The 20991-nt window shown below is 61.6% G+C and carries 20 protein-coding genes; 2 read left to right on the top strand and 18 right to left on the bottom strand.

Annotation, left to right across the window (positions count from 1 at the left end):
• Positions 1-18: 18 nt before the first annotated feature.
• From GM658_RS19645 to GM658_RS19605, 9 genes are all read right to left on the bottom strand, one after another.
• Positions 19-624: a hypothetical protein gene (locus tag GM658_RS19645; protein WP_155455759.1), complete on the bottom strand. Its 606-nt coding sequence runs from the start codon at positions 622-624 to the stop codon at positions 19-21.
• A gap of 7 nt (positions 625-631) precedes the next feature.
• On the bottom strand, positions 632-4360 hold the full coding sequence (locus GM658_RS19640) for a pilus assembly protein (RefSeq protein WP_155455758.1): 3729 nt from the start codon (positions 4358-4360) through the stop codon (positions 632-634).
• Positions 4361-4375: 15 nt separating this feature from the next.
• Positions 4376-4969, bottom strand: coding sequence for a pilus assembly PilX family protein (locus tag GM658_RS19635; protein ID WP_155455757.1), 594 nt, complete (start codon positions 4967-4969; stop codon positions 4376-4378).
• Positions 4966-6093, bottom strand: coding sequence for a PilW family protein (locus tag GM658_RS19630; protein ID WP_170298887.1), 1128 nt, complete (start codon positions 6091-6093; stop codon positions 4966-4968). The genes GM658_RS19635 and GM658_RS19630 overlap by 4 nt, the downstream gene beginning before the upstream one ends.
• Before the next feature lie 16 nt (positions 6094-6109).
• Positions 6110-6490 carry a type IV pilus modification PilV family protein gene (locus tag GM658_RS19625; protein ID WP_155455755.1) on the bottom strand — a complete coding sequence of 127 codons (381 nt, stop codon included), beginning with the start codon at positions 6488-6490 and terminating at the stop codon, positions 6110-6112.
• 10 nt (positions 6491-6500) lie between these two features.
• Positions 6501-7097, bottom strand: a complete 597-nt coding sequence (locus GM658_RS19620) for a GspH/FimT family pseudopilin (protein ID WP_155455782.1) — start codon at positions 7095-7097, stop codon at positions 6501-6503.
• Positions 7091-7546 carry a type IV pilin protein gene (locus tag GM658_RS19615; RefSeq protein ID WP_155455754.1) on the bottom strand — a complete coding sequence of 152 codons (456 nt, stop codon included), beginning with the start codon at positions 7544-7546 and terminating at the stop codon, positions 7091-7093. The genes GM658_RS19620 and GM658_RS19615 overlap by 7 nt, the downstream gene beginning before the upstream one ends.
• Positions 7547-7643: 97 nt before the next feature.
• On the bottom strand, positions 7644-8984 hold the full coding sequence (locus tag GM658_RS19610) for a sensor histidine kinase (RefSeq protein WP_155455753.1): 1341 nt from the start codon (positions 8982-8984) through the stop codon (positions 7644-7646).
• Complete coding sequence (locus GM658_RS19605) at positions 8977-9648, bottom strand: response regulator transcription factor (protein ID WP_155455752.1); 672 nt, start codon at positions 9646-9648, stop codon at positions 8977-8979. The genes GM658_RS19610 and GM658_RS19605 overlap by 8 nt, the downstream gene beginning before the upstream one ends.
• 106 nt (positions 9649-9754) lie before the next feature.
• Between GM658_RS19605 and GM658_RS19600 the strand changes: the two genes are divergently transcribed.
• Both GM658_RS19600 and GM658_RS19595 read left to right on the top strand, forming a co-directional pair.
• Positions 9755-11710: a methyl-accepting chemotaxis protein gene (locus GM658_RS19600; RefSeq protein WP_155455751.1), complete on the top strand. Its 1956-nt coding sequence runs from the start codon at positions 9755-9757 to the stop codon at positions 11708-11710.
• Positions 11711-11940: 230 nt separating this feature from the next.
• Entirely contained in the window at positions 11941-12750 is an 810-nt protein-coding gene (locus GM658_RS19595) for a Crp/Fnr family transcriptional regulator (protein ID WP_155455750.1), read from the top strand.
• Here the strand turns inward: GM658_RS19595 and GM658_RS19590 are convergent.
• The 9 genes from GM658_RS19590 to infC form a co-directional block, all read right to left on the bottom strand.
• On the bottom strand, positions 12653-14185 hold the full coding sequence (locus tag GM658_RS19590) for a CHASE3 domain-containing protein (protein ID WP_155455749.1): 1533 nt from the start codon (positions 14183-14185) through the stop codon (positions 12653-12655). The genes GM658_RS19595 and GM658_RS19590 overlap by 98 nt on opposite strands.
• Before the next feature lie 78 nt (positions 14186-14263).
• Positions 14264-14896 (bottom strand): response regulator, encoded by a 633-nt coding sequence (locus GM658_RS19585; RefSeq protein WP_155455748.1) that lies wholly within the window; start codon positions 14894-14896, stop codon positions 14264-14266.
• Between the two features lie 155 nt (positions 14897-15051).
• On the bottom strand, positions 15052-15444 hold the full coding sequence (locus GM658_RS19580) for a MerR family transcriptional regulator (protein WP_155455747.1): 393 nt from the start codon (positions 15442-15444) through the stop codon (positions 15052-15054).
• 20 nt (positions 15445-15464) lie between these two features.
• A complete protein-coding gene (locus tag GM658_RS19575) occupies positions 15465-15812 on the bottom strand; it encodes an integration host factor subunit alpha (protein ID WP_055925271.1) in 348 nt (115 codons plus the stop codon).
• A gap of 138 nt (positions 15813-15950) precedes the next feature.
• A complete protein-coding gene (gene pheT, locus GM658_RS19570) occupies positions 15951-18377 on the bottom strand; it encodes a phenylalanine--tRNA ligase subunit beta (protein WP_155455746.1) in 2427 nt (808 codons plus the stop codon).
• A 132-nt stretch (positions 18378-18509) separates the two neighbouring features.
• Complete coding sequence (pheS, locus tag GM658_RS19565) at positions 18510-19526, bottom strand: phenylalanine--tRNA ligase subunit alpha (protein WP_155455745.1); 1017 nt, start codon at positions 19524-19526, stop codon at positions 18510-18512.
• 99 nt (positions 19527-19625) lie between these two features.
• A complete protein-coding gene (gene rplT / locus GM658_RS19560) occupies positions 19626-19985 on the bottom strand; it encodes a 50S ribosomal protein L20 (protein ID WP_028101213.1) in 360 nt (119 codons plus the stop codon).
• Positions 19986-20012: 27 nt separating this feature from the next.
• Positions 20013-20210, bottom strand: coding sequence for a 50S ribosomal protein L35 (rpmI, locus tag GM658_RS19555; protein WP_057262756.1), 198 nt, complete (start codon positions 20208-20210; stop codon positions 20013-20015).
• 228 nt (positions 20211-20438) lie between these two features.
• Positions 20439-20975 (bottom strand): translation initiation factor IF-3, encoded by a 537-nt coding sequence (infC, locus tag GM658_RS19550; protein WP_155455744.1) that lies wholly within the window; start codon positions 20973-20975, stop codon positions 20439-20441.
• Positions 20976-20991 lie beyond the last annotated feature (16 nt).

Here is a 20991-nt window from a genome sequence, read left to right as displayed (position 1 = left end):
ATTTTACCATGTATGACCTCACGCCCGAATGGCGTTATCGACAAGGATTTGCATCGAGATATGGCTGCGCACCGGCAGGCGGCCAACGCGTCCGGGCGAGAAGCGTACCTTCACGAACTCTGCCAGCAGCAGTTGCTGGTCTTCTTCCGACATTTGGGAATCCAGCTCGACGCGGTCAACGCCACCTTCTTCGTTGATCCAGACTTGCAGCGCAACGCCTTGCGCCTTCAGTCCAGGTACGATCAGCAAGGTATCAGAGACCAGGCCGAAGACAACTTCCGGCTGCCGCGTCATGGCTGCGGCGTCAATATAGGGCTGCTCGGCAGGCTTGGCGTCGACTGCCGCAACCGTCTCAGCCTCTGCCTTGTCAGGCTCGGCCTCGCTGGCCACAGCGGCAGGCGCCGGCTGCTGCACTTCAGCGATTTCAGGCTGCTCGGCCCGCAGCTGCGTTGGCGCCGGGCTGGCCGCAACCAGGTGCACCAGCATGACGGGGCCCGGCTGCACCACCCTGCCGTTGCCGCCCGCCGGGCCGCCAGGGCGGCCGAGCAGAAGCAGCGCAACGGCAAGGTGCACCAGCGCCGAAATCAGCAGCGCCGGCCATGGACGTGAGCGGGGCACCATCATTGCCGCATCAGTTGGTCAGCTCGCGCCACAGAACCCGCTTGGGCTGCGACGAGCCATCATCGCCAATCGGCAGCTCCTGCGGCGGCGGCTTGCTGCCGTCCGCGGTCACCACGTGGATGATCGGCGTATCCAGGCGCGTTGGCGGTGGTGGACCCACTGGCGGGTGGGTCAGCAATACGCCCGCCGGCAATTTACGAGGCACACTCGTCCCGGAACCGCCCGTCCCAGTACCGCCCTCCACCAGCCCCTTGGTCAGATCGCCGCCGGTCATGAAGTCGATCGCGTACAGCCAGCCATAACCGCCTGGCTGACAGGCCGAGACCGAAGGAACCGTGGTGGTGAACAACAAGGTGCCAAAGAACAGCTCCGGTTCGGCGGTCGCACGCTCGCCACTGTCCGGCAAATTCACGTACCAGCCCGACTTGGTATTCCAAGGCACGACGTTGGATGTAATGCTGCGGCTGCCGCCCGTCGTGGTGACAGTCTGCTGTACCAGCTGGGTAGCCGGATCATCCACCGTATTGCTGCCGGTATCCTTGATGCCGTACAGGGTCTGCGCGGCAGTGCTGCTCAGGTCGCCGGAGCCCAGGTAGCGGCCGGTACCGAAGAACACGCCGCGGTACTTGGTGTTCGCGTAGGTGATTTCACCAACTTCCGGGGCCGAGGTGATCGGCTTGCCGCTGCCAAGGTCTGCCAGCTTGGTTGCCGTCCCCGTATTCAGGTTGAAGCGCCACATGACGCCGTTCAAGTCACCACCGTAGGCGACCACTGCCGTGTTGTTGGTGCTGAAATCGACCGTCATCAGGTTCAGGCGCGACAAGCCGCTCGGCGAAGTCGTCGACGGGCTGCCGGCCGCAATGGTCGACAGCACATGTCCGTCCACCAGGCTCAGCACGAAGACATAGCCGCCCCCGTCCGCCGTGGCGTACTTGGTGCCTTCCGGAATATTGTTATAGCCCGAAGTGACCACGGCGACCCAAGTCCCGTCACTGCGCTTGGTGATGAACGGCGTGCCATAGCTATAGCCGACATTGGCGTTGTTGGCCGCAGTGAATTCCCACAGCATTTGCGGCGAGGCAGGGTTGGTCACGTCCAGCGCGTAATAGCCGCGGCCGCCCTTGCCCAGGGCGCCGATCAGGACTGTCTTCCAGGTATTGCCCACCTTCGCATCGGTCACCGACACCGGGCCGTCGAGATAGTAGCGGTGGCTGTTGGAATAGTTGATATCAGCCAGGCGCCACAGGTCGGGCAGGACCTGGGGCGGAACAAAGGCCCAGCTCTCCTGCCCAGTCGTGGCGTCGAAGGCGTGCAGCATGCCATCGTTGGATGCGACGTACAGCATGGCGGCGCGCTCGGCATTGTTGGCCTTGAAGGTGGCGTAGCCATCGTCATAGTCGTAAGGCGGCGCTTTCACGTACACCGGCTGCGCGTGCACGATATCGCCCAGCACCTTCTCGCGGTCGCGGTAGAGGCGCTGGTAGGTACCGTAAGTCTGGTCGCGGTCCTGGTCTTCGTTGCGGTCCTGGCCGCGCAAGTAATTGACCAGGGAATCTGCGGTCGCCGCCTGAGTCTGGCTCGTGGTCCAGCCGCTGGCCTGGCTCAACCGGCGGGCGTCAAACAAGGCCAGCTGTGCCGAAGTCATGCCGCCGGTGCCGCTTTTGAACAAGGTGCGCGTCATGGAACCGTTGCTGCCATTGGCGGTATAGATGACCCGCGTATCGCTGTCGCCGGACGTGGCGATCTTTTGCTGCAGCAGCGCGCCCGCCTGCCAAACCGGGGCATCCGACAGAACGCCGGTTTCCAGGTCCTGGGTATAGGCGCTGACTTCGCCGTCCCACTTCACGGTGCGGTAAGTCGCCATGAAGAAGCCGTTGTCGCCGGAAGTCGGCTGCAGGTTACTGGTGGCCGCCGCAGCGCCGGCGCCGGTCACGCTGTCGATACTCCGGAGCGCAGTGCGCAAGCCGCTGACCAGCGATGCCGGGTTCTGGGCGCTGAAATACGTGCCACGGCCGTTGACCGCCGCGTGCCAGAGGTCGTCGATCGTTTCGGGCGCATTCGCCGATGGCGCCGGCCAGTTCAACACGCCCTGCTTGATATCGAAATAGTCGCCGGACTTGCTGGTCTTGTAGTTAGGATCGTAATCCAGCGTACCGTCCACTCCGAGACCAATGGTGAAGGTCGTCATGTGCTGGTGCTTGGCGACGTCGTCCACATCCGGGTTCGAACCCGATGGCGCGACATTGTCAGTGCACAGGTCAGCTGAGGTCCGGCTGCAGTTGGTGCGCAAGTCCGTGTGGTAGTAATAGTAGGCCACGTCGGCCAGCGTATCGGCAGTGGCCAGCTTGTCGTACGATGGCTTGGTGACCGTGTCCGGATCGCCATCCTGGTCGGCCATCTTGAAATTATCATCATTCCAATAGCCGTCGGTCGCCATGATCGTGAAATTCTTCTGGCAGGAATACTGCACCGGATCAGCGTACACGGAAGTGTTGCCCGCATACATTTCACCCAGCGACTTAAGCGAACCGCGCAGCGGTGTGCCGCCATTCGGGTTGAAGGCATACAGGTTGGTATAGAACGAACCCTTCTGGCTGCTGTCGAAAGGTTGAATGTTCAGCTTGAGCGCCGCGGGGTTGTTGATGGTGGTGAATCCAACGCGCGCATGCGTGAAGCTGAAATCGTTCGGGTCGGAATCCACCGGCAGGCCGCGCACGTCCTTGAATGCCAGCCCGATCGAGCTCTTGGTCATCTGGGTGCGGGTGCGGTACCACGCATACCAGGTGGCGAAGTTCGCCATTTCTTCCGCATACGTGCAGATCGTGCCGGCGCAATCGGTACGGGTCGGCGCCTTGGCCGGGAAAGTCGTTCCCGACACGATGTCGACCCGGGACCAATTGTAGTAACGCACATATTGGTAAGTGTCGGTCTTCTTGGCCTGGCAAGTGCCCGCCTTGCCGAAGTTCGTGTTCGGCGACTTGCTGGCCTGCTTGTTGCACCACTCCACACTCACGTTGTAGTAATACGGAGCGCCCCTTTTGACCTTCAAGTACTTGTAAGTGCTGTTCGGGTAGCGGTAGACATTGCTGGAGTCCAGCGCGGACACGCAAGTCGCCTTCTTCGACGTGCCATCGCACCAGACCCGCTCAGGATAGCCGTTCACCAGGTCGATGGTGGCATCGCTGTCCAGGCGGGTGCAGTCGCCGCCGACCGCCACCGGGTAGCAGGGTTCGAAGCTTGGCGCCTGGTCGCTGCTATCCTCAATGCGCTGGATGCCGTAGCCATCGCTCGGCACTGCGCCCCAAGGCGAGACGTACGACGTGTTGTGGCTGGAGGTGCGGTCAGGCAGGCGCGTGCCGTCGGCTTGCACCGGCCACATGTAGCGGATCGCCGGGTTGTAGTACAAGCCGTTGAACGCGCTGGCAAAGAATGGCGGATCGCCGGGTTCGCAGACCACCAGGTTCTCGTCGTCATCATTTCCGCGGCAAAGGTAGGCCCAGCCGCCGCCGCCGGATTGATAGCGTACATAGTCGGGCATGTAGGTCCATTGCATGCTGCCCGAATTGTCGATGTCCATCATGATGTTCGGCAGAATATTCGCCGTCGACGAATTGGCGAGCGGAAGGTCCGCCAGCTCGGTGGGGCTGGCTGTAGCCGGCTGCAATGCCAGCAACAGGGTCAAGCCGAGCGATGCCAGCACGGCACGCAGGCCTGCCTGTGGCAAATGAGTCCAGTCCATGTGATTTCTCCTGCGTTAAATGACGACCACAGCTTGGACGTAGCTGGTGGTATTTCTTGGCCCGGTGACCCGCGCCGTGATTCGGTAGTAGCCGCGATTCGACACATCGTCCCATGCGCCTTCCTGGTAGGACTGCATCTGGCGCGAGGAGCCCTTGCTGCTGCCTTCCTTGATGCCCTGCTGGGTGGAGCAGGTGGAGGAATTGAGCGGCCCGGCGCTATCGCACATGCGGTGGATCACGTAGGCCACCTGGTTGCCGGCACTGTCCACCGTCAAGGTCTTCACCGCCGAAGCGCTGCCCCAGTTGAGGTTGTCGTTGGTGGCGGCGGAGCGGTTGCCGGTCATGTCGAGCGCGTCCTGGCGCGTCGCGTAATAGCCGTTGGCCGGGCTGTCCTGGTTCAGAGCGCCGGTATTGGCCCTCAGCCAGGTAATGGCAGCCTCCACGCCGTTGTCGCCGCTGGCGGTGGCGCTCTGGCGGAAGGCCAGGTTGCCGGCGATAACGCTGGACGTATCGAGCGAACGCATCATGGCAACGGCAGCGAGCGTCATCGCCACCAGTACGATCAGTGTGATGGGCAGCACGACACCGCCCTGCTTACGGATGCTCATATATTCCCCCACATGACATTGCGCAAGGGCACAATCGTTTCGAATACCTTGTAGCGGTAGCATTGCCAGTCGCTCGAGTAAGTACTGGCGTTGAAGGTGGCCCAGGTCGACCAGCCGTTCACCATGGTTTGCGTGGTGGTGCTGCAGGTCGCACCCGCAGCCGGCTTTTCATATTGGGCACTGCGCGCCACCAGCGCGATGCGCACGGCCTTGATCCGGTTGCGGTTCGCCGCCGAAGGATTGGCCCAGGTGGTTCCGCTGGCCGGGACCCAGGCATTGACGTTCTGGCTGCCGGCGTTCGCAATGCCATACTCGGCTTGCAGGTCGACGATTTCCGGCGCCACCACTTCATTGGCGGCCGCAGTGGCGGTTGAGTTGTCCGAACGCAGCAATTGGCGCCGGCTGCTATTGATGCTGTAGCTGCGCTGGAATTGCGCGGCACTTGCCGGCTGGGCGAAGCAGGACAGCGTAGCGCCCACGGTGTAGGCCGGCCAGTTATTGTCGTTCTGGTAGCTTGCCGGCGGGTTGTAAATGCCGCTGCCGCCGGGATTGTGCTGGATCTTCAGCGCCTGGCCCTGGACTTGCGTCACTTGCATCAGCGTGCAGGTGCTGCCCTGCGACACCAGCGCCAGGTAGCCGTCCTGGCAGCCGGAGGTGCTGGCAACGTTCAGCTCGGACGAAGACTGCGGCATGGTGCTGCGCAGCTTGGTACTCGCCGGCAGGCGGAAAGTGCCCAGGTTGGGATCGGCAAAATACTGGGCCGAAATCGCATCCGGACCGGTGGTGCCGCCATCGGCGATCACGACCGATGCCAGGTTGAATCCGCCCAGCGGACCGGCTGTCCCGGTCCCGCCGCAAGCCGCGCTGCCATCGCAGTAGGTGTAGGTAGTGGCACAGTTGGCATATTGCGTGATGTCCATGCCCCAGCCGGCGTTGCGCACATCGCGCTCGATCATGGTCAGCGCAATGGCGCCATTGCTCTGGGCGTCGCCGCCGCTGGTGGTGGTGCGCTTGCGCGCTTCCGACTGACTGTATACCTCCATCACGACGACCATGGCCAGCATGCCGATGCCCAGGCCCACCATGATTTCGACCAGGCCGAAGCCTTTTTCATGCGCGCGCATTGAATATCCTCTCTTGTTAGCCATTGATGCGCGTAAAGCTCGAATGGCTGTGCACGGTGCTTTCACCCGGCAGTTGCCAGGTCACGGTGACCGTCACCTGGGTGTCGGTCGCGGTCTGGGTCACGGCAATGGTGCGCTTGCCATTCGGCAGCGAAGCGATCACCTGGTTGCTTACCGCGTAGGAGTTTGCATTGGCGCGGTCGGCCCAGATCAAGCCAAGCGACTGGTTGACCAGGAAACTCGCATCGACACGGTACTTGGCATCGCCCGCCGCACGCGAGGTAGCCGCCTGCATGCCGACGATGGCCAGCACGCCGAAGGCGAAAATCGTCATCGCGATCAGGCCTTCGAGCAGCACCACGCCGCCCTGCTTACGCAATGTGCTGATTGATTTCATTTGCATCCCCTTAGCTGCAACCTTGCGGGTTGGTCGCGAACGGCAGCTTCGGATCGCACATGCGAACCTGGCCGCCGGTACCCACCACTACTACGTAACGGCGCGCATTGCTGTTGGTCGCATGGACGATGTCAGCGCGCGTGAAATTGGTGCCGGCCACCGGCGTGGTGACGCGCCCCAGCCCGTCGAAGCTCACGCCGGACAGCAGCCCGCTGCCGGCCGTCAGCGCAGTGTCGAACTGCCCGGACGGGATCGGCGTCGGAATCGCCGTAGTGCTGACGCCAATACGGGCCTGGTCGCTGCCTTCGGCGGCCGGGCGAGACTGGATCGTGGCCGGACAAGTGGTAGTCGCCGCCACGCAGCCGACATTCCAGGCCACGGTTCCGCCCTGGTCGGTCAGGCTGAAGCGCACCACGGTATTGCGGCGCACAGCTTCGTTGCGGGCCAGCTGCAGGCCGTTCAGCACGGATTCCGCTGCCGTACGGTTGTGCGTATCGCGGATCCAGGAGCTGAAGGATGGTACGCCCATGGCGAGCAGCAGCGCCATCAGCACGATCCCGAGCATCAGCTCAAGCAGCGTCACGCCGCCCTGGCGCCGGCTTAACATGCGCCGCCCTTCTTGCGCACCCAGCAGCCGATCGGGCTGGCGGCCGATGCGCTGCCCCAGGCAGGCGGCAGCTTCGTGGTGCGCTTGTTGTTCGACTCGTCGATGGTGTAAATGAAGTCGCTCATCGAGCCGCTGCCCTGGGCCTGCACCGTGAAGGTGGTGGCGGTCAGGGTGCAGCTATAGGTGAAATCGTCCGCCGCTGGCAGCGGCATGCCGGCCGCGGCGGTACAGGCGCTCGGATAGCTCCGGTTGTCCTGGAAATACTGCTCCATCTTGACGCGCATGGAAGACAGGTTGCTGGTGGCTTGGGGGATCTTGCCGCGCTTGACGTAATCGTTGTAGGCCGGCAGCGCCGCTGCGCTCAGGATCGCGATGATCACCAGCGATACCATCAGTTCAATCAGCGTTACGCCCGCCTGTCGCGCCACGCCGGAATTGTGCTGCTCCATTTCATTACTCCAAGTCAGATTACCGATAATGCAAGTCTAGACAAGGAAGCTTGCAGTTACCTGAGGGAAACCTGACGAAAAGCTGACAGCAGCAAATTTATGCGGGGAAATACACAGAAAACAACGCACCCTGCCCGCTGGCAGGGGTATCGATCGCCACGCTGGCGCCGTGGGCAACGGCGATATCGCGCACGATGGCCAGCCCCAGGCCACTGCCCGTGGTCTTGGAATCGAGGCGCTGGAAGCGCTTGAACACGGCGCTGCGCTTGGCCGGCGCGATGCCGGGGCCGGAGTCTTCCACCGTCAGCATGCCGCCATCGAGGTGGGGGAAGCAGCTGACCGTCACCGTGCCCTTGGGCGGCGTGTAGCGGATTGCATTGTCGACCAGGTTGTCGACCAGGTCGCGCAAGAGGAAGCGGTCGCCCTGCACCATGGTCGGCTGCAGGTCGAAGCCCAGGTCGATATCCTTGCGCAGCGCCTGCTCGACGAAATGCTGGATCGACTCCTCCAGCAACTGGTCCAGCGCCAGCGGCTCCATATGCGTCTTGCGCAGCGGGCCCGGTTCGGCGCGCGCGAACGACAGCAGCTGGTTGACCTGGCGGATCATGCGTTCGGTGGAGTCCCGCATCATCGCCAGCGATGAGGCGGCCTCCGGCTTGCATTCCTGCGCCGACAGCAGCTCGATCTGGGTGCGCAGGCCGGCCAGGGGCGTGCGCAGCTGGTGCGCCACATTGGCCAGGAAGTCTTGCTGCGCCTGGGCGCCTTCGCGCACGCGCTCCAGCAAGCCATTGAAGGCATGCACCACCGGCTTCACTTCCAGCGGCACCTCGGCCGAGGCGATCGGCGACAGGTCGTCGGAACTGCGTGCCTGGATACCGGTGCGCACCCGGTTCAACGGCGACAGGCCGCCGCTCACCGAGAACCAGACAAAGCCGACCGAAGCCAGCGTGAACAGCGCCGCCAGCGGCAGCATGGCGCGCAAAATGGCGGCCCGCGCCTGACCGCGCTTGCGCAGCGTCTTGGCCACGATCACCAGGCCCTGCTGCTGCCCCACCAGCACCGGCTGCGCCACCATGCGCACCGCTTCGCCGTTGACCACGCCGTCGGTGGCCGGGGCCGCGGCGCGCGCCGGCAGCACGGGCAGTTCCAGATCGCCCGCCACCAGGCGCCCCTGCCCGTCGCGTACGGAAAAATACACCCGGTCCAGGTCGTCGTCGCGCAAGGCGTACTCCGCCATCTGCGGCAGATCCAGGACCAGGCGGCCGTCGCTCTCGCCTACCCGCGCGCCCAGCATGGTGGCGGCATCGGAGAGCGACTGGTCAAAGGCGATCTGGGCCGGGATCCAGGCGATGGCGTAGTTCAGTGCCACGCCGGCCAGGTTCAGCAGCAGCACCGGCACGATCAGCCATTTGAGCAGCCGCAGGCGAATGCTACCCATTGACCGGCTCCAGCATATAGCCGAAGCCTCGGATGGTGCGGATGCTGATGCCGGCGTCCAGGGTTTTTTGCCGGATGCGCGAGACGTAGACTTCCACCGCATTCGGCGTCACGTCTTCGCCCCATGGCAGGATGGCGTCGATGATCTGCTGCTTGCTCACCACGCGCGAGCTATGCTGCAGCAGGTATTCCAGCACAGCCCACTCGCGCACGGAGAGATCGATCACGTTGTCGCGCACGCGGGCGCGCTTGGCGCCCAGGTCCAGCACCAGCGCGCCCATCTGCAGCACGCTTGGCTTGGGGGCGTGGCGGCGCGCCAGCGCACGCACCCGCGCCACCAGTTCCGGCGTGGCGAAGGGTTTGACCAGGTAATCGTCGGCGCCCAGTTCCAGTCCGCGCACGCGGTCTTCCACCGCATCGCGCGCAGTAAGCAACAGCACCGGCAGCTGGCTGCCGCGCGCACGCAGGCGACGCACCACTTCGAAACCGTCCAGTCCCGGCAAGCCGATATCGAGCACCAGCACGTCGACCTGGCCGGGGCGCTGCAGCACGGCATCCGCTTCACTGCCGTTTTGCAGCAGCTCCACCTTCATGCCATGGCCGCCCAGCACCCTGACCAGGCCGTCTGCCAGAACAACGTCGTCTTCAACCAGGATTACATGCATGGGGCTTGGGAATGAATGAATTACCGCGCATTATGCCCCGATTCATCACGGCGTAACAATTGCCTTGCATCATTATCGCGCCTAGAAAATTCATCGCGGACGCCACATGATCTTCCTCCAGCCTGCCATCTCGCTCATGCAGAGGCTGCGCCTCCTGCCCAAGTTTGCCCTGGTCTCCCTCGTCTTCCTGCTGCCGCTGCTGCTCGCCTCCGGGCTGCTGGTCGCCGAGCTGCATAAATCCGTTTCCTACACCGCGCAAGAGCGCCAGGGCCTGGCCTACCTGCGCCAATTGCATGAAGTGCGGCGCCAGTTGCAGCAAAAACGCAGCCTGGAACACATGCGCCTGGCTGCCAGCCAGCAGGAAGCCGCGCGCGGCAGCGTAGCCGCCAGCGAGGCGGAAAGCGCCGCATTGGCGCAGCTGCGCAAGCTTGCCGTCGGCCCACTGGCAAGCCTGCCGGCACAAACCGAACTCGAACAGGGCTGGCAGCAGCTGCAGCAGCGCCAGGCCAGCCTCGACGCGCGCGCCAGCTTCGCCGCGCACAGCAAGCTGCTCGCCCAGGCCGACGCCCTCGCAGCGCTGGCGGCCGACCGCGCCCGCCTCTCGCTCGACCCGGAAGTACGCAGCGTTTACCTGATCGCCTCTTTCCTCAAGACCTTTCCAGGGCTGACCGAAAACCTGTCGGTGATCGCGGGCCGCGGCGCGGCCTATATCGACAGCGGTCTGTTTGAAGCGAACGAAGACCAGATGCTGACCGCCACCTCCATGCTGGCGCGCCATGAACTGGAGCGCCTGCCGGCGCAGTACGACGCGATTTTCGCCAACAACCCGGGGCTGGCGGCGACGCTGCAGCCACGCATGGCCGCCGTACCAGCCGCATTGGCTTTCCTGGAACGCGCCCGGAACGAGGTACTGAACTCCTACAACCAGAGCAGCGGCAAGGAATTCAACGCCGCCGGCCTGCAAGCCATTGCCGCGCTCGAAACCCTGTCCAGCCAGACCGCCGACGCGCTGGACCAGCTGCTGGCTGAACGCGCCGCCCAGGATACCTTGCGCCGCAATGGGGTAGCGGCCGTGGTGCTGCTGGCGATTGCGCTGGCCAGTTGGCTGGGTGCGGGCTTTTATGCTTCCTTCAACCGCGACATCCGCCAGCTGAATCGCGCCGTGCGGGCCGCGGCTGCAGGCGACCTGAGTGCGCGCATCGCCTCGCCGGCCCGCGATGAAATCGGCAGCCTGGCCAACGCTTTCAGCAGCATGACCGCTGCGCTGGAAACCCTGATAACGGATATCCGCAGCGGCGCCGCGCGCATCGCCAGCGCCGCCGACGAACTGGCCAGTGGCAGCACAGCCCTGAACGGCTCAACCAGCACCCAGGCCGAAGCACTGCACATTACAGTCAACGCGATGGAAGAACTGGACGCCGCCGTCCAGCGCAATAGCGCCCATGCCGACGATGGGCGCCAGCTGGTCCAGCACGCAGCGGGCGTGGCGCGCAAGGGCGGCGCCAGCGTGGGCGCCGTGGTCGATACCATGGCCGCGATCCGCAGCAGCTCCGACCGCATCGCCGACATCATCGGCGTAATCGACGGCATCGCCTTCCAGACCAATATCCTGGCCCTCAACGCCGCGGTGGAAGCGGCCCGCGCCGGCAACCATGGCCGCGGCTTTGCCGTGGTCGCCACCGAAGTGCGCAGCCTGGCGCAGCGCTCGGCCGCCGCCGCGCTGGAGATCAAGCACCTGATCGGCGACTCGGTCGACAAGGTGGAAAGCGGCAACGCCCAGGTTGACGCCGCCGGCGCCACCATGCAGCAGGTGGTGGCTTCGGTGCGCAGCATGGAAGAAGTCATCGCCCGCATTACCGACGCCGAAGCCGGCCAGCGCAGCGAGATCGCCCGCATCAACAGCGCCCTGCACCGTATCGACGACATGACCCGCCAGAACGCTGCTTTGGTGGTGCAGGCCTCCGAAGGCGCCAGCCGTGTCCACGCGGAAACAGCCATGCTGAACGAAGCACTGGGACAGTTCCGCTTAAAAAAAGGGGACGTACCCCTTTTGGGCGCTTAAAAGGGGTACGTCCCCTTTTTTCGCTGCGTGTCCAACAGTGCGCCAACAAAAATTGCAATGTTGTAGGACTAGCCTGACAAACTGCCATGTTGCCAGCCTACACGATGGAGGTAACAGGTCTTATGTTCATCTCTCACATAGAAAATTAAAGTAATACCAACGCGATCGGCAAGCAGCACTCCTAAGAATGCCGACTGCAACACCGTGTACTTTAGTTTTGTGAGGATAAAATGAACAACACTCAACTTAGCGTCTCTGCCAAGAACTCGCTGTCCCATGTAATGCCTGTTGGTTCTTCGGAGTTTAAAGTTGCGTCCCGGCCAGTTGTCAGCTACAGCGGCGCCCAGCAGAATGAATTGCTGGCAGCCCTCCCTCGTGAAGCACTAGAGGCGCTGTTTGAACACCTGGAACTGGTGCAATTGCCCTTCGGTAAAGAACTATTCGAGTTCGGCAGCAAGCTGGAATACGTCTATTTCCCAACCACAGCTATTCTTTCCCTGTTGTACGTAATGGAAGATGGCGCGACGACCGAGATTGCCGTGGTCGGCCACGAAGGCGTGGTGGGCGTGTCGATGTTCGCCGGCGAACGCGCCATGAGCACCGCCGTCGTGCAAAGCGCCGGCTACGGCTACCGTATCAAGGCACAGGCCCTGCGCGACGCCTTCAACAAGGGCGGCGCCCTGCCCCAGCTGCTGATGCGCTACAACGCAGCGCTGTTCGCCCAGATGGCACAGAACGCCGTTGGCGGCCGCCACAGCTCGATCGAACAGAAGCTGTGCCGTTGGCTGCTGGACCGCCTGGACCGCTCCCCAAGCAATGAACTGAAGGTCACCCAGGAAATGATTTCGATCATGCTGGGCGTGCGCCGCGAATCGATCACCGCCGCCGCTGGCAAGCTGCAGGAAGACGGCATGATCACCTACCGCCGCGGCAACATCACCGTCATTGATCGTGAAGGTCTGGAACGTTATGCGGGCGAGTGCTATAAGGTGGCGAAGATTGAATATGATCGCCTGCTCGCTGATGTGGCGTGCTGCTAGGATGTAGCAGCGACGGGGGCATGGCACTGGCCGTGCGCCCGCCGCGCCCCTTCAGCGGGATATAAACCTCGATACACGTTCCCTTGTCTCCCCGCCCGCGGCGGATATTCAATACCCCGCCCAGCAGCAACGCCCGCTCCCGCATCCCCAGCAAGCCATGCGACATGGGCTTGGCCAGCGTAGGAGCGGCAATCCCGATACCGTCGTCGATAATGCGCAGCACCAGCATCTCGTCGCGCTGCAGTTTGAGCGAGACGCTGACGTGACTGGCCTTGGCGTATTTGCGGATATTGGTCAGCGATTCCTGCACGATACGGAACAAGGCGATCGACAGGCTGCTGTCGCCGGCCTTGGATACCGCATCGATGTCGGCCCCGATCTCCGTCTCGCATGGAATATTCGTCATGCGCGTGAAGTCTTCGCAATAGCTGTCGATGGCAGCGCACAGGCCCAGGTTGTCCAGCAGGCTTGGGCGCAAGTCTTCGATGATGCGGCGCTTGAGCTCGACCGTATCGACCAGGGTGCCGCGCGCGCGGCGCAGCTGGGCTGCAAGCTCGGGATTGGTCTTTTGCAGCTGGTGGGCGACGGCTGCAATATCCATGCTGATTGACGTCAGGTTGGCGCCCATCTCGTCATGCAGCTCGCGCGACAGGCGCATCTTCTCTTCCTCGCTGATCGAAATCAGGTGGCGCGACAGCACGGACAGCTGCTCGGTACGCTGCTGCACCATCGACTCCAGGCTTTCATTGGACAGCTGCAGTGCATGCTCCACCGCCGCGCGGTGCACGAAGCTGCGCCGCACCAGCTGGTAGAACATGATCAGCACGACGATGGCGATGGCATTGATGCCGGCGCCCATCACCACGGCCTTCTGGTATTCCTGGTAGAAGCTGGCGGCGCGCGCCGACATCGCCTCGTTCTGCTCGCGCACCATGATCACCACCTGCAGGCGGATCTCGTCCATGCCGCTGCGTTCATCGCTGACCTGGGCGATGTTGACGATGTCGTCCAGCCCACCATGCTTGTATACCTCGATGGCCTGGCTCAGGATGGCGATCCGCTTGCGCACCAGCACCTGCAGCTGCTGCAGGCTCTTCAGCTGGATGGGATTATTGGCAAGCAGCTTCTCCAGTTCGCGGAATTCGTTCTCGGATTCAGTAACGACGGCGCGCGTCGGCCCCAGGTAGGTTTCCTTGCCGGAAATGAAATAGCCTCGCGCACTGCTGTCGGCATCGAGCACCAGCACATTGAGGTATTGCAGGCGTTCCGCCACGCGCGAGCTGAGCGCCAGCTGTTCATTGGCGCCGCGCAGTGACTGCAGGTTATGAAAGAGACTGAAGCCGTTGACGATCAGAATCAGCGCGCAGGTGACGCACAGGAGCGTTTTGTACAGCGGCAGCCGGTGCCGGGGCGCTGGTTCGACAGTGAAATACATGTGCCCATTATAGACCGGCAGCAAAATGCTGCCACACGGAAAGGCTATCGTGCGGCAACACTAAATGTAACCAGACGTTTAATCCAGCAGATTATTCTTCATTGCGTAGTATGTCAGGTCACTATTGGACTGCAAGCCCATCTTCTCCATAATACGCGTTCGATAAGTACTGACGGTCTTGATACTCAGCGACAAAGCCGTGCCGATGTCGGACACGGTAGCGCCGCGCGCCAGGCGCAGGAACACCTGGAACTCGCGGTCCGACAGCTCGGTATGCAATGCCGCGTTTGAATCGCGGTCGAAGCTCTGGGCCAGCAGCTCGCCCACTTGCGAGCTGACGTAGCGGCGTCCCTGATGCACGGTGCGCACGGCGTTGACCAGCTCCTCCGCCTCGCACTCCTTGTTCAGGTAGCCGTTGGCGCCCATCTTGAACAGGTTGAGCGCGTACTGCTGCGCGGGATAGCCGGACAGGATCAGTACCGGCAGGTCCGGCTGGCCCTGGCGGATGGTACGCAGCGTGTCGATGCCGCTCTGGTCAGGCATGGCGATGTCCAGCAACAGCACGTCGCAAACTTCCTTGCGCGCGATTTCCAGCGCTTCGCGTCCGGTACTTCCTTCAGCGACTACGCTGAATTCGTCCGACGACGAAAAGATTTGCTTGAAACCAGCCCTTACAATCTGGTGGTCGTCACAGATGGCTACGCGAATCATTGATCTTCCCTCTTGAACTCTTAACCTGGGAACGGAGCCAGCGTCTGCAATATCACTAGCAAAATCATAACGTTAATATTGTAGCACCAATGGTTTAACATTTTAGCTGAGTCTAACCGAAAAAAAGGACGCCTAAGCGCCCTTGCTACAGCTGCTTACAACTTTAGTAGCTCGAGTATGCTTTGCAGCTCGCTGCGCAGCATCTCGCGGTCCAGCGGCGGTGCTTCAACGCCAATACTTTCATCATACTCGCCTTGCGCCGAATCGGCAGCGCGGCTATCCAGCTTGTTGCGGGCGCCACTGATGGTGAAGCCCTGCTCGTACAGCAGTTCGCGTATACGACGGATCAACAGCACTTCGTGGTGCTGGTAATAGCGGCGGTTACCACGCCGCTTGACCGGTTTCAACTGGGTGAATTCCTGCTCCCAATAGCGCAGCACGTGCGGCTTCACGCCGCATAGTTCACTGACCTCGCCAATGGTGAAGTAACGCTTCGCCGGAATCGGCGGCAATACTACCAGTTCAGCCTTGCCAGGACGGTCATTCATTCACGCACCTTTGATTTTTATCAGGATGCGCGCGCCGTACCGGCGCTGTCTTCGACCATGCCTTTCAGCTTCTGGCTGGCGTGGAAGGTCACCACACGGCGTGCGGTGATCGGGATTTCCTCGCCGGTTTTCGGGTTGCGCCCCGGGCGCTGCGGCTTGTCGCGCAGCTGGAAATTGCCGAAACCAGACAGTTTCACCGCTTCGCCGCGTTCCAACGCATTGCGGATCTCGTCAAAGAAAGTTTCGACCATGTCCTTGGCCTCACGCTTGTTCAGGCCCACCTGTTCGAACAGAAGTTCGGCCAGTTCTGCCTTGGTCAGCGTCGGCAAATCCTTTTCAGCTTCCTGGCGTACCTTGGCATTCTGCATTGCGCTGTGCAGTTCGGCGTCCAATGCGGATTCAAGTACGGCGGAATCGACGTCGTTGTTGTTAATTTTGCTGCCCTGCCTTCTAAAAGTACATGAGTCCGGCATTGCCGGACTCCCTGAATTGACTCGAATGTTAAATCAAGCCCGCAGTTTCGCGCCCAGCGCCAGAACGACGTGTGCCGTGAACGCTTTCATCAATTCCTCGACGACATCGTCCTGCAGGGTGTTTTGAGTATCTTGCAAGCTAAAGCGGAAAGCAAGCGATTTTTCGTCGCTTTCTAAGCCTTTGCCGCGATATTCGTCAAACAAAACAATGGCTTGCACGATACGCCCTTGAGCATGGGCGGCCGCTACGCCGTTGAATGCATCGAGCACATCCTGCGCTGCCACGGCCTGCTTGACCACAACCGCAAGGTCACGCGAGGTGCCTGGGAATTTGGAGATCTCTTCATAAACTGGCACGTCGCGTTGCTGTAACGCAACAGCATCCACCTCGAAGAGAACCGGCGCTTTTGGCAAGTCGTACTTCTGCAGCCAGCGTGGGTGCAGTTCGCCGATGAAGCCGATGACCTTGCCATCCAGCTCCACCGATGCGGCACGGCCCGGATGCAGGGCTGGGTGAGCCAGCTTGGCGAAGCGCAGCTGGCGCGGAGCGAACAGGGTTTCCAGGTCGGCCTTGACGTCGAAGAAGTCGACGTCGCGGGTTTCCTGGCCCCACTGCTCGTCAGCCACCGGGCCGTAGGCCATGGCGGCAACGCGCTGCGGCTGGGCGTAGCCGGCCACGGTCAGTGGACCGTCCTGCACCGATGCGTCGCGCTGGAAGATGGCGCCAACTTCAAACAGGCGCACCCGCGGCTGCTTGCGGTTGACGTTGTAGCGCACGTTGGCGACCAGGCTGCCGATCAGGCTCGAACGCATGACCGACATTTGGGATGCGATCGGGTTTTGCAGCTTGATCGGGTTATCGTTGCCACTGAAGTCCTGCTCCCACTGCGCATCGACGAAGCTCATGTTGACCACTTCCTGGAAGCCCAGGTCGGCCAGCTGGTGGCGCACGGCGAAGATGGAGCGGGTGTTTTCCGGTGCGATGATCATCTCGGCTGCGGCCACTGGCGGCAGGGTCGGGATATTTTCGAAGCCGTACACGCGGGCCACTTCTTCGATCAGGTCTTCCTCGATTTCGATGTCGAAGCGGAAGCTTGGCGCGGTGACACTGAACACACCATCGGCCAGCGTGAACGCGAGGCCCAGGCGCTTGAAGATGTCGGCGACCATCTCGTCGTTCAGCGCTACGCCGATGACCTTCGCGGCACGGGCGGTGCGCATCTGCACCGCTGCGCGCCGAGGGATATTGATGATCTGGTCGTCGATGGAACCAACCTTGGTGTCGGGCGTGCCGCAGATCTCCACCAGCAGCGCGGTGATGCGCTCCAGGTGCTCAGGGATCGATGCATAATCCACGCCGCGTTCGAAACGGTGCGCTGCATCGGTCGAGAAGTTGTACTTGCGGGCGCGGCCCTGGATGGCGTTCGGCCACCAGAATGCGGCTTCCAGGTAGATGTTGGTGGTGTCGTCGGACACGGCGGTGGCGTCGCCGCCCATGATGCCGGCCAGCGATTCCAGTTCCTTGTCGTCTGCGATCACGCCGACCCATTCATCGACTTCGATGGTGTTGCCGTTCAGGAGCTTGATCTGCTCGCCCTTCTTGCCCCAGCGGACGTCCAGCGAACCATGGATCTTGTCGAGGTCGAACACGTGGGAAGGACGGCCCATTTCCAGCATCACGTAGTTGGAAATGTCCACCAGTGCCGACACCGGGCGCTGGCCGCTGCGCTCCAGGCGCTGCTTCATCCAGGCCGGAGTCTGCGCCTTGGCGTTCAGGCCGCGGATCACACGGCCGGCGAAGCGGCCGCACAGGTCCGGCGCGGAGATTTTCACCGCCAGCTTTTCGTCCAGGGTAACCGGCACGATGGCGTTCTGCGGCAGGTTCAGTTGCGAACCGGTCAGCGCAGCCACTTCACGCGCCACGCCCAGCACGGACAGGCAGTCCGCCTTGTTCGGGGTCAGCTTGATGGTGAATTTCAGGTCGTTCAGCGCGAAGTAGTCGCGGATGTTCTGGCCGATCGGCGCGTCGTCCGGCAGCTCGATCAGGCCGCCGTGGTCTTCCGACAGTTTCAGTTCGCGCGCGGAGCACAGCATGCCTTGCGACTCGACGCCGCGCAGCTGGCCAACCTTGATTTCGAACGGCTTGCCGTCGGCGCCTGGCGGCAGCACGGCGCCGGCCATGGCGCACGCAACTTTCAGGCCCGGGCGCACGTTTGGCGCGCCGCAGACGATGTTCAGCAGCGTGCCGGTGCCGACGTCGACCTGGCACACGTTCAGGCGGTCGGCGTTTGGATGCTTGGCGGTTTCGCGCACATGGCCTACCACCACGTTGGTGAAGGGAGGCGCTACTGGATCGATGTCTTCTACTTCGAGGCCGGACATGGTCAGCATGTGGGCCAGTTCATCCGAAGTCATCTTCGGATCGACCATCGTGCGCAGCCAGTTTTCAGAAAATTGCATAGTCAGCTTTCGTATTTTTTAGACCCGGCAAACCTGGGTCAGACCCGAGGGTCTGACCCTGTCTGTTCCGCAGTCCGCGGCTTCGGCGTACTGGGGGTCTGACCCTTGGGTCTGACCCTGGTTTACCGGGTTTTAGTTGAACTGTTTCAGGAAGCGCAAATCGCCTTCGTAGAACAAGCGCAAGTCATTCACGCCGTAGCGCAGCATGGTCAAGCGCTCAAGGCCGGAGCCGAACGCAAATCCAATATACTTCTCAGGATCCAGCCCAAAGTTGCGCACCACATTCGGATGCACCTGCCCCGAGCCCGAAACCTCCAGCCAGCGTCCTTTCAGCGGACCGCTGCCGAACGCAATATCGATCTCCGCCGACGGCTCGGTGAACGGGAAATACGAAGGACGGAAGCGCACCTGCAAATCATCCGTCTCAAAGAAAGCCTTAACAAAATTCAGGTACACGCCTTTGAGGTCAGCGAAGGAAATGTCCTCCGCAATCCACAGGCCTTCAACCTGGTGGAACATCGGCGAGTGCGTCGCATCCGAGTCAACGCGGTAGGTACGGCCCGGCGCAATCACCTTGATCGGCGGCTTGTTGTTGCGGGCATAGCGCACCTGCATCGGCGAAGTATGGGTACGCAGCAGCAGCGGCTTGCCGGTGCTGTCGCTGCCCTCAACGTAGAAGGTATCCTGCATCGAACGCGCCGGGTGGTTCTCAGGCGAATTCAGTGCAGTAAAGTTGGTCCAGTCGGTTTCAATCTCAGGGCCTGCTGCGACATCGAAGCCGATCGAGCGGAAGATCTCTTCCACGCGCTCCCACGTACGCATCACAGGGTGGATACCGCCTTTTGCGCGGCCACGGCCCGGCAGCGACACGTCGATCGCTTCTGCGTTCAAGCGCAGTTGCAGCTGCGCTTCCGCCAGGGCGTCACGGCGCGCGGTCAGCGCGGCTTCGATCTGCACCTTGGCGGCGTTAATCAGGGCGCCTTGCGCCTTTTTCTCTTCAGGGTCCAGCTTGCCCAGGCCCTTCATCATTTCGGTGATCTGGCCAGTCTTGCCAAGGTACTTGGCTTTGGCGTTTTCAAGTGCTGCAGCGTCTACGGCGGCGAGGAAGTCAGCCTGCGCGGAGACGACGAGTTGTTCGAGCGAGTTCATCCGACTTTTTTCCTGTTTTGGAAATTAAAAACGGGACATAGCTAAGCCATGTCCCGCTTCTTATGAGCGCTGCCCGGAGACAGCGCGCATCACTGGCAATTAAGCAGCGATCTTGGCTTTGACGACGTTGACAATCGCTGCGAAAGCAGGCTTGTCCATCACAGCCATATCAGCCAGGACCTTACGGTCCAGTTCAATAGCGGCCTTCTTCAGACCGTTCATGAACACGCTGTAGGTAACGCCGTGTTCGCGGGCAGCCGCGTTGATACGGGTGATCCACAGGGCGCGGAAGACGCGCTTCTTGTTACGACGGTCGCGGTATGCGTACTGGCCAGCGCGCATCACTGCTTGCTTGGCAATACGGAATACTTTGCTGCGACGACCGCGGTAACCCTTGGCCAGGTTCAGTACTTTTTTATGACGGGCACGCGCGGTAACCCCACGTTTTACTCGAGGCATAGTAGCTCCTTAAATAATGTTGTGAGATTAAGCGGATGGCATCATACGCAGAACGCTAGTCACGTCCGACGCATTGATGTTACGGGTGCCACGCAGTTGACGCTTGTTTTTGGTGGTCTTCTTGGTCAGGATGTGGCGTTTGAAAGCCATGCCCGACTTAACGGTGCCACCTGGGCGCACGCGAAAACGCTTTTTCGCGGAGCTCTTGGTTTTCATTTTTGGCATGTGAATGCTCCAATAATGACCGGATTGTAGGTGGCAGCAACTCTACTGCACTTTTGGTGCCTACTCTCACGGGAACCCGGGAGTATAGCACAGCTTTTCTCAAAACCGGTAAACCCGGGTACGCCCCAAGGGTCGGACCCGGAAATGCAAACGCCGCTGACTTCCGAGAAAGCCAACGGCGTTCGACCGGCGGGTCTGACCCTTGGGTCAGACCCTGGTTTACCGGTTTTACTTCTTTTTCTTCGGCGCCAGCACCATGATCATCTGGCGGCCTTCCATCTTAGGGAATTGCTCGACCTGGCCATGCGGCTCCAGGTCAGCTTTCAGACGCTCCAGCATGCGCATGCCGATGTCCTGGTGGGCCATTTCACGGCCGCGGAAACGCAGGGTGATCTTGGTCTTATCACCCTCTTCCAGGAACTTGATCAGGTTACGCAGCTTGATGTTGTAGTCGCCATCATCGGTGCCCGGACGGAATTTGACTTCCTTGACCGAAATCACCTTCTGCTTCAACTTGGCTTCGTGCGCCTTCTTCTGTTCCGAATACTTGAACTTACCGTAATCCATCAGTCGGCAGACTGGAGGATTCGCGTTCGGCGCGATCTCGACCAGGTCGACATCGGCCTCTTCCGCCAGGCGGAAGGCTTCGGCCAGGCTTACGATGCCCAGCGGTTCGTTGTCCACGCCCGACAGACGCATTTCGGGATGGGTGATCTCGCCATTGATGCGATGGGACTTGTCAGTAGCTATTGTAGTTTCCTTCAATGTTAATTTAGTGGGC

This window comes from Massilia eburnea, assembly GCF_009720745.1.
GTDB lineage: Bacteria > Pseudomonadota > Gammaproteobacteria > Burkholderiales > Burkholderiaceae_D > Rugamonas > Rugamonas eburnea.
Note: the sequence above shows the minus strand (reverse complement) of the source record. Positions and strands in the feature narration are given on the sequence as shown.